Raw genomic sequence first — 9157 nt, 5'->3', positions numbered from 1 at the left:
GTAAGAGCGGAACCATAAGCCGCCGTGACCGAAGAAACGGATATGCCCCCACCCCCAGCAGAATCACCCCCCCACCCCCCACCCAACGCCGTATACAAATTCACCTCCGCCACCAACTGCGCCAACCGATCAACAATCAACGCCTGCTGCGAACTGAACAACGACCGCTGCGCATCCAGAAACACCAGATTACTGTCCACCCCACTGCGATACCGGTGCTGAGCCAGGTCGTAATACGTCTGGTTGGCCCGAACAAAATCCCGCTGCGCCGCCAGTTGCTCGTTATACGTTTGCCGCGCCGCCAGCCCGTCCGAGACTTCCTGGAACGCGGTCTGAATCGACTTCTCATACTGCGCGACATAAATGTTCTTCTGAATCTTCGCGTAATCCAGGCTGGCCCGCAGGCTGCCCGCGTTGAAGATCGGCAGATTGATCTGCGGCTGGAACCCCCAACTCCCCGAGCCCCCCTGGAACAATCCCGACAGATCCTTACTCGAGGTGCCCGCGTTGGCCGTCAGCGTAACCGAAGGAAAAAACGCCGCCCGCGCCGCGCCAATATTCGCGTTGGCCGCCTGAAGCTGATACTCGGCCTGCACAATATCCGGCCGCCGTTGCAGCAGGTCCGACGGCAACCCGGCCGGCACCCGGGCTACCAGGTCGTCGGACAGCGGCTGTGCCGGCAAAGAATCCGGCACCGGCCCACCCACCAGCAACGCCAGGCTGTTGAGGTCCTGGGCCACCTGCCGCTGGTAGCGCGCAATGCTTGCCCGGGTACTTTCGACGCTGGTCTGGGCCTGGATCACATCAATCGACGTCGCCTTGCCCGCCGTTTTACTGCGCGACGTCAGACGCAGGCTGTGCTCGTCCGAGGCCAGCGTCTGCCGGGCCAGGGCCAGCAGTTCCTGGTCGGCGCGCCAGGTCAGGTAAGCGTTGGCGACGTTGGCCACCAGGCTCAGTTGCGCGCTGCGCCGAGCTTCTTCAGTGGCCAGGTATTGCAGCATCGCCTGCTCACTGAGGCTGCGTACACGGCCGAAAAAATCCAGCTCGTAGGCGCTGACGCCCAATGTCGCCGAATAGGTAGAGGTGATCGCAGACTTGCCGGTGGTAGTGGCGCGCCGCGGGACTTTCTGGCGGTTTTCGGCACCCGTGGCAGACACCGCCGGGAACAGGTCGGCACGCTGGATGCGGTACTGCGCCTGGAACGCTTCGACATTCAGCGCCGCCACCCGCAGGTCACGGTTATTCACCAGGGCCTGGCCAATCAACTGCCGCATCACCGGGTCACGGAACAACTGTTGCCAGTCAGGCCCGGAGGCCGATGGCCCCACCCGGTCCGCGTTATACACCGGGAAGTGCGCCGGGGTCGGTGCCTCGGGCCGCTGATAGTCCGGGATCAACGAACACCCGCCAAGCACACACGCCACGCCGAGCATCAGTTTTTTCATCACGCGCCAACCATCCATTTGGCCAGGCCATGCCGGCCACTCACGCCCAGTTTGGCCGCCGCGCGCTTGAGGTAGGTTTCGATGGAGCTGTTTTTCACGCTGAGTTTCTCGGCCATCTGCGGTACGGTTCCGCCGGTCAACAACCCCAGGCAAACCTCCTGTTCCCGCGCCGATAAGGTGATGTCACTGAGTGACAGGCGTTTATAGAATTCGCGCTGCAATTGCGACTGCTCCAACGGAGTTTTAGAGGGCTCGGGCGCTACCGGCGGGGCCTGTCGATTGATCTGCGCGTGGCGCTCGATCAACGGCAGCAAAGTTTCCGAAAGGCTCTTGAGAAACGACAACTGCGCCAGGGAAAAGGCGCGTTGGGTGTGGGGCCGGTAGAACGAAATCACGCAGCGCCGATTGGCCTGGCGCGATACCAGGTTGCACTGATGGGAGGTGCCGCGGGTGTGGGTGCTGTCGGCCTTGGCATTCATCTGGATCAACAGCGGGTCGTTCATGCCGAGCATTTTTTTCAGCAGCGGATGATCGTCGCGGTGATGCAGGGTGCGCGGTGGCGGCAGGTCCTGCTTCAACCCGTCGCTGCCAAGTAACTTGATATCGAGCACGCAGGCCTGGTGCTCGTCGAGGGTCCATTCACTGAGGTCCACCAAGTGAACCGGTACCAGCTTGTTGACCAGTTGCAGCATGTTCGCTGCGAAGTGTTCAGTGCCGGTGCTTGAAATCAACTCTCCCAACTCGAAATAAAAATGCGGATTTTCCATATTCCGAATACTGCTGGTCAGACTCATAGCCATCTCATCCTTGATGTCGAAAACCGTCAACGGTTGCCCGTACGTGTGCAGGCCTCCCGTTCTCCTTGAACCTGGGTCGGTGCTCGAGGCTTCATTTAGCCACGTGGATTTGTCCTACGTATGTAGCGGAAACGAGGGACACAACCTGCCATAAAAAGCGCGCCATTATTTCGTCATTTCCGACAGGGATATAGGCTGAAGCTGCAGGGTAAAAGGATTTTAGAGTTTGTTAACTAGTTGATATAAAACATATTTACTCAATTTTCTCGACATGCCCGGCTATATGGCATCGGCCAGATGTAGCCAATCTCCTACATCCATTTAATCGTTTCAGCACTGAACCATCAGCCAACCCCGGCGCGGTACCCGGGCTGTCCGGGTTTCGGGTGACATACGGCCCTCCGGGGCGATGCTTAAATCCCGTTGATTTCGCCTCAATGGGGCGTTGTGCGCCTTATCGACACCTCACATGAGAAGGATCTTATGACGTATTTCCCCCTGACCGCCGCCCAGCGGGATATCTGGCTCGACCAACTGCGCCTCGGTGACTCGCCGCTGTACAACATCGGGGGTTATATCGAACTCACGGGCACCGTGAATCCCGCATTGATCCAGCGAGCCATCGAGCACCTGGTGGCCAAGCACGACGCATTGCGTACGGTGTTGCAAGTGGCGGCCGATGGCTTGCCACGGCAGGCGTTTGCCGAGGCAATGGCGGTATCGGTGCCGCAGCATGACGTCTCGCGCCAGCCGGATCCCCGCGCGGCCGCCGAGGCCTTGTTGCAGGCGCAGATGGCGCGAACCTATGCGCTGGTCGACGAGCCGTTGTTCCGCTTCTTCTTGGTCAAGCTCGATGACCAGCATTACCGCCTCGGCACCCAGGCTCACCACCTGATTCTCGATGGCTGGGGCTTTGGCCAGATGCTGCAATCCCTTGCCGGGATCTACAGCGCCCTGGAGCAGGGCCGACAACCGGACCTGTCGGCGCCGTCCTATATCGACTTCATCGACAACGATGAACGCTATCGCGAGTCGGCCCGTTACGCCCGGGACCGCAGCTACTGGCTGGACAAATACCAGGCGCTGCCAGAGCCGCTGCTGACGCGCCGTTACCAGGCCAAGGGCGATGCGCCGAGCAACACCCTGGTAGCACCGTTTCCGGCGGCGCTGCTCAATCGCATGGCGCGGGCGGCGAACCATTACCAGGCGTCGGCGTTCCATGTGTTATTGGCGGCGATGTACCTGTACTTCAGCCGCACCGGCCAGCGCCAGGAGTGGGTGGTGGGGCTGCCGATACTCAACCGTTCCAATGCACGCTTTCGTTCGACCCTGGGGCTTTTCACCCAGGTCAGTGCCGTGCGCTTGCAGTTCAGCGACGACCTGCCTTTCAGCGCCCTGGTGCGTGGCGTGCGCGACCAGCTCCAGCAGGATTTCCGACATCAGCGTTTCCCGCTGAGCGAGATGAATCGCGAGCTGGGTTTGCTGCGCGCCGACCGCGGCCAACTGTTCGACCTGTCGGTGTCCTATGAGCAGGACGACCATGAATTTCGCTACGGCCAGGCGTCGGCCCGGGCGATCAAGGTGTCCAACCACCATGAGCCGTTGCCGCTGGCGATTCACTTGCGCAGCAATCGCTACCACGACACGGCGTGCCTGCACTGCGTCTACAACGAGGCGTATTTCCAGGCACACGAGGTGCAGGCCCTGGCCGATCGCCTGGTGTATGTGCTGGAGCAGGGGCTGGAAAACACCGCGCTGCCCCTGGCTGACTTCTCGCTGATAACGCCCGAGGAAACCGCGCAGTTGCAACGCTGGAACGCCACCGCCCAGGCCTATCCCGCAGCGCAAACCCTGCATGGGCGTGTCGAGGCCCAGGCCGCGGTGACCCCGCATGCGGTGGCGGCGGTGTATCAGGGGCAGCGATTGACGTATGACCAATTGAATCAACGGGCCAATGCCCTGGCGCGGCAGCTATTGGTGCTCGGGGTAAAGCCCGACGACCGTGTGGCGATAGTCGCCCGGCGCGGCCTGGAGACGCTGGTGGGCTTGCTGGGGATTCTCAAGTCCGGCGCCTGTTATGTCCCGGTGGACCCGGCCCATCCTGCCGAGCGCCTGCACTACCTGCTCGATGACAGCGCGCCGGTGGCGGTGCTGACGCAGACGGATTTGCTCGAGCGTCTACCGGTATTGAGCGTGCCGGTCATCAATCTGGATCACGCCACGGCGCAGTTGGCGCGCAACCCGCAAGTGGCGATGACACCCGCCAACCTCGCTTATGTGATCTACACCTCGGGCTCCACCGGCCTGCCCAAGGGCGTGATGGTGGAGCACCACACCGTGGCCAACCTGGTGGACTGGCATTGCCAGGCCTTCGATTTGCACGCGGGCAGCCATACCGCCAGCGTTGCCGGTTTCGGGTTTGACGCCATGGCCTGGGAGGTCTGGCCAGCGCTGTGCGTGGGCGCGACCTTGCACTTGCCGCCGCCCCACGACGGCGCCGAAGACATCGACGCGCTGCTGGCCTGGTGGCGCGCGCAACCGCTGGACGTATGCTTCCTGCCCACGCCGGTGGCCGAGTATGCGTTCAGCCAGAATATCGAACACCCGACTTTGCGCACGCTGCTGATTGGTGGCGACCGCCTGCGCCAGTTCAACCAGGCGCGCAGTTTCGCGGTGATCAACAACTACGGTCCCACTGAAGCCACCGTGGTTGCCACCTCGGGCCTCGTTGAGGCCGGGCAGGCGCTGCACATCGGCAAACCCATCGCGAATGCCGCGGTCTACCTGCTGGATGAGCAACAGCGGCCGGTGCCCATCGGTACTGCAGGCGAGTTGTACGTCGGCGGGAAAGGCGTGGCGCGGGGCTATTTGAACCGCCCGGACATGACCGCAGAGCGCTTCCTTGATGACCCATTCAACCCAGGCCGCATGTACCGCACCGGCGACCTGGCGCGTTGGCTGCCGGATGGGAATATTGAATATTTGGGCCGCAACGACGACCAGGTAAAAATTCGCGGCGTGCGTATCGAGCCGGGGGAAATCGAGTCCGCCCTGGCGGGTTATGAAGGGGTCACCGAAGCGGTGGTGCTGGTACGCGAGGGGCAGCTGTTGGCCTGGTTCACCGAGCACGCGCCGGTTGCGATTGAAGCGCTTCGCGCCCATCTCAAGTCACGCTTGCCGGATTACATGGTGCCGCAGGCCTACGTAAAGCTGGACGCGTTGCCCCTGACGGCCAACGGCAAACTCGACCGCAAGGCCTTGCCGGCACCCGGTGCCGATGCATTTGTCAGTCGAATTTACGAAGCCCCCGAAGGGCCTACGGAAATCGCCCTGGCGCAGATCTGGGCCGATGTACTGCACGTCGAGCGGGTGGGGCGGCATGACCATTTCTTCGAGTTGGGCGGCCATTCGCTGTTGGCGGTCCAGTTGGTGCAGCACATGCGCCAGGTCGGGTTGCAGGCCGACGTGCAGGTGCTGTTCGGCCAGCCGACCCTGGCCGCACTGGCGGCAGCGGTCGGCCAGGGCACCGAGCTTGAGGTGCCGGCCAACCGTGTTCCGGCAGGTTGCCAATTGATTACTCCGGACCTGCTGGCGCTGGCCGAACTGGACCCGCCGACGATAGAACGCATCGTCGCCGCGATCCCCGGTGGCGCCGCCAATGTGCAGGAGATCTACCCGCTGGCGCCGTTGCAGGAAGGCCTGCTGTATCACCACATCACTGACGAGCGCGATCCGTACCAGCAACACGCGATGTTCAGCTTTGCCCGCCGTGAACAGCTGGAAGCGTTCGCCCAGGCGCTGCAACAGGTGATCGACCGCCATGACATCCTGCGCACCAGCCTGGCGTGGGATGCCCTCGAACAACCGATGCAAGTGGTGTGGCGCAAGGCGATTCTGGACGTGCAATCGGTGGCCCTCCAGGGCGATTCAATCCTCGAACAACTGCGCGAACGCCAGCGGCCACTGGACTTGCGCAAGGCGCCGCTGATGGCCCTGGATTACGCCGAAGACCGGCAGAACCGCCGTTGGGTGGGCATGCTGCGTTTCCATCACCTGGTGAACGACGCCACATCGACGCAAGTACTGATGGCGGAAATCCAGGCGCATCTGCTTGGCCAGCAACAGCAATTGCCGGCGCCGGTGCCCTATCGCAACGTGGTCGCCCAGGCCCGGTCAGCGGAACGCGAGGCCGGGCACGAAGCGTTCTTTCGCGAGCGGCTGGCGGATGTCGACGAGCCGACCCTGGCCTTCGGTTTACAGGAACGCCAGGCGGATCGCCGTGACACCGAGGAAGCCGACGTGCTGCTTCCCGACGCACTCGGCCAGTTGTTGCGCGAGCAGGCCCGCACCTTGGGTGTCAGCGCGGCGAGCCTGTTTCATCTGGCGTGGGCCCAGGTACTGGGTCGCGTCTCGGGCCGTGACGATGTGGTGTTCGGTACGGTTCTGCTGGGACGCCTGCAGGCCGGTGAGGGCGCGGACCGTGCCCTGGGCATGTTCATCAACACCTTGCCGCTGCGGGTACGCCTGGCCGGGGTGACGGTGCGCGAGGCGATCAGGCAGACGCAGCAGCAACTCAGCGCCTTGCTCGCCCACGAGCAAGCGTCCCTGGCGTTGGCCCAGCGTTGCAGCGGCGTCACACCGCTGTTCAACAGCCTGCTGAATTACCGGCATGTCTCGGTCGAGGCACTCGAGGTGCTGCAGCCCGGCATCGAATTGCTGAGCAGCGAAGACATCCTCAGCTACCCACTGATGCTGACGGTGGACGACCTGACCAGCGGTTTCCGGCTCAAGGCCAAGGCGCCCCGCAAGGTCGGTGCCCAGCGCCTGCTGGACTACCTTGGCACGGTGCTGGCGGGATTGGTGGAGACGCCCGAGGCGCCGCTGTTCGATGTGCAGGTGCTGCCCGCGACCGAACTGCAACAGCAACTGGTGGACTTCAACGCCAGCGAAACCGACTACCCCGTGGACCAGACCGTCCACGCCCTGTTCGAAGCCCATGCCCGGCACACACCTCACGCGGTGGCGGTGCAGGCCGGTGAGCAGCAACTGACTTACCGCCAGCTCAACGAGCGCGCCAACCGCCTGGCCTATCACCTGCGCGAGCGCGGCGTGCAGCCGGATTCGCGGGTGGCCTTGTGTGTCGAGCGCGGGTTGGACCTGGTGGTGGGCTTGCTGGCCATCCTCAAGGCGGGGGGCGCCTATGTACCGTTGGACCCGGGCTACCCTCGCGAGCGTCTCGCCTACATGCTGCAAGACAGCGCGCCGGTCGCCTTGCTGGTACACGGCGCGACCCGGGATTTGCCGGGGGAGGTGTCAATACCGGTGATCGACCTCGACCACGGCGCCTGGCAGCAGGCGCCTGAAGGCAACCCGCGAGTGCCGGGGCTGAGCGTGCGCAACCTGGCGTACGTGATGTACACCTCCGGCTCCACCGGCACGCCCAAGGGCGTGATGATCGAGCATCGGGGCCTGGGCAACCTGATGCACTGGGGCTCGCAACTGTGCCCGAATGCCGAGGGTGGCGCGTTGTTGCAGCGGGCGCCGTTCAGTTTTGACGGTTCGGTGTGGGAGCTGTTCTGGCCGCTGACCAATGGCATGCGCCTGGTCCTGGCGCGTCCCGATGGGCACCGTGAACCGGCGTACCTGGCGCAGGTGATTCGTGAGCAACAGGTCAGCGTGATCAAGTTTGTGCCGGCGATGTTGCAGCAGTTTCTGGAGCTGGAGGAGTCTGCGCTTTGTACCAGCCTTACCGACGTTTTATGCGGTGGTGGGGAGCTGACAGAGGCCTTGGCCCGTGGGGTTCAGGCGCGATTGCCCAAGGTGCGCTTGCATAACGTCTACGGACCGACCGAGGCGACGGTGGACAGCAGTGCCTGGACGCTGGAGCCGGGTGCGCCGGTGCCGGGGGTGCAGTTGCCGATTGGGCGGGCCATCAGTAATACCCGGCTTTACGTATTGGATGAGCATGATCGGCCGGTGCCGCTGGGGTGCAGTGGGCAGTTGCATATCGGCGGGGTGGGCGTGGCTCGCGGGTATCTGGGGTTGGCGCAGATGACGGCGGAGCGGTTTATCGATAGCCCGTTTGTGGCGGGGGATCGGTTGTATCGCACGGGGGATCTGGTGCGGTATTTGCCGGACGGGAATCTGGAGTTTCTGGGGCGCAATGACTTTCAGGTGAAGCTGCGTGGGGTGCGGCTGGAGCTGGGGGAGGTTGAGGCACGGTTGGCGGCGCATCCTGCATTGCGCGAGGTGGCGGTGTTGATTCGGGATGAGCGGTTGGTGGCGTATTTCACTGTTCGTGATGCGGTGCCGGGGCTTGAGGCGTTGCGCAGTTACATGGTGGAGGGGTTGCCTGAGTACATGGTGCCTTCGGCGTTTGTGCGGGTGGAGGTGTGGCCGCTTAATCCGGCGGGGAAGCTGGATCGCAAGGGGTTGCCGGAGCCTGGGGTGGAGGCGGTGTTGAGTCGCGCCTATGAACCGCCTCAGGGGGAGGTGGAGACGGTGATTGCTGGGGTTTGGGCGCAGGTGCTGAAGCTGGATCGGGTGGGGCGTCAGGATCATTTCTTTGAGTTGGGGGGGCATTCGTTGTTGGCCGTGGGGGTGGTGGCGCGGATGCGTAAGGCGGGGTTGGAGGTGGATGCCCGGTCGTTGTTCAGTCAGCCGACGGTGGTGGGGTTGGCGGGGGTGGTTGGGAAGCGGGTGGAGCGGGTGGAGGTGGTGCCTGCTTTGGGGATTCCGCAGTTGGGGCGTAGACGTAGGATTTGAGTGGTGGTGTGGTGTGTATATCCGTTATTTAGGTAACGGCCACCTATGGTTCCGCTCTTACAGCGGCTCACTTTGGAAAAGCCCCAAAGTAAGCAAAGGGCTCTGCCCCGCCTGTCGGCGCCTCGCTGTGGCTCGGCGTTCCCTCACTCC

General features: G+C 63.2%; 3 protein-coding genes. 1 reads left to right on the top strand and 2 read right to left on the bottom strand.

Annotation, left to right across the window (positions count from 1 at the left end; genetic code table 11):
• Both HX801_RS26215 and HX801_RS26210 read right to left on the bottom strand, forming a co-directional pair.
• The coding region (locus HX801_RS26215; protein WP_256344298.1) for an efflux transporter outer membrane subunit at positions 1-1445 on the bottom strand (1445 nt) is incomplete at its 3' end.
• Positions 1445-2239 carry a helix-turn-helix transcriptional regulator gene (locus HX801_RS26210; RefSeq protein ID WP_008430236.1) on the bottom strand — a complete coding sequence of 265 codons (795 nt, stop codon included), beginning with the start codon at positions 2237-2239 and terminating at the stop codon, positions 1445-1447. The genes HX801_RS26210 and HX801_RS26215, both read right to left, overlap by 1 nt.
• A 486-nt stretch (positions 2240-2725) precedes the next feature.
• Here HX801_RS26210 and HX801_RS26205 point away from each other — a divergent pair, with 486 nt between their 5' ends.
• The gene (locus HX801_RS26205; RefSeq protein WP_177022994.1) at positions 2726-9007 is read left to right on the top strand and encodes a non-ribosomal peptide synthetase; all 6282 of its coding nucleotides are present in this window, start codon (positions 2726-2728) and stop codon (positions 9005-9007) included.
• The last annotated feature ends 150 nt before the right edge of the window (positions 9008-9157 follow it).

The organism is Pseudomonas sp. G1002 (assembly GCF_013385455.1).
Taxonomy (GTDB): Bacteria; Pseudomonadota; Gammaproteobacteria; order Pseudomonadales; family Pseudomonadaceae; genus Aquipseudomonas.
This window is presented reverse-complemented; position numbering and strand designations above follow the sequence as displayed.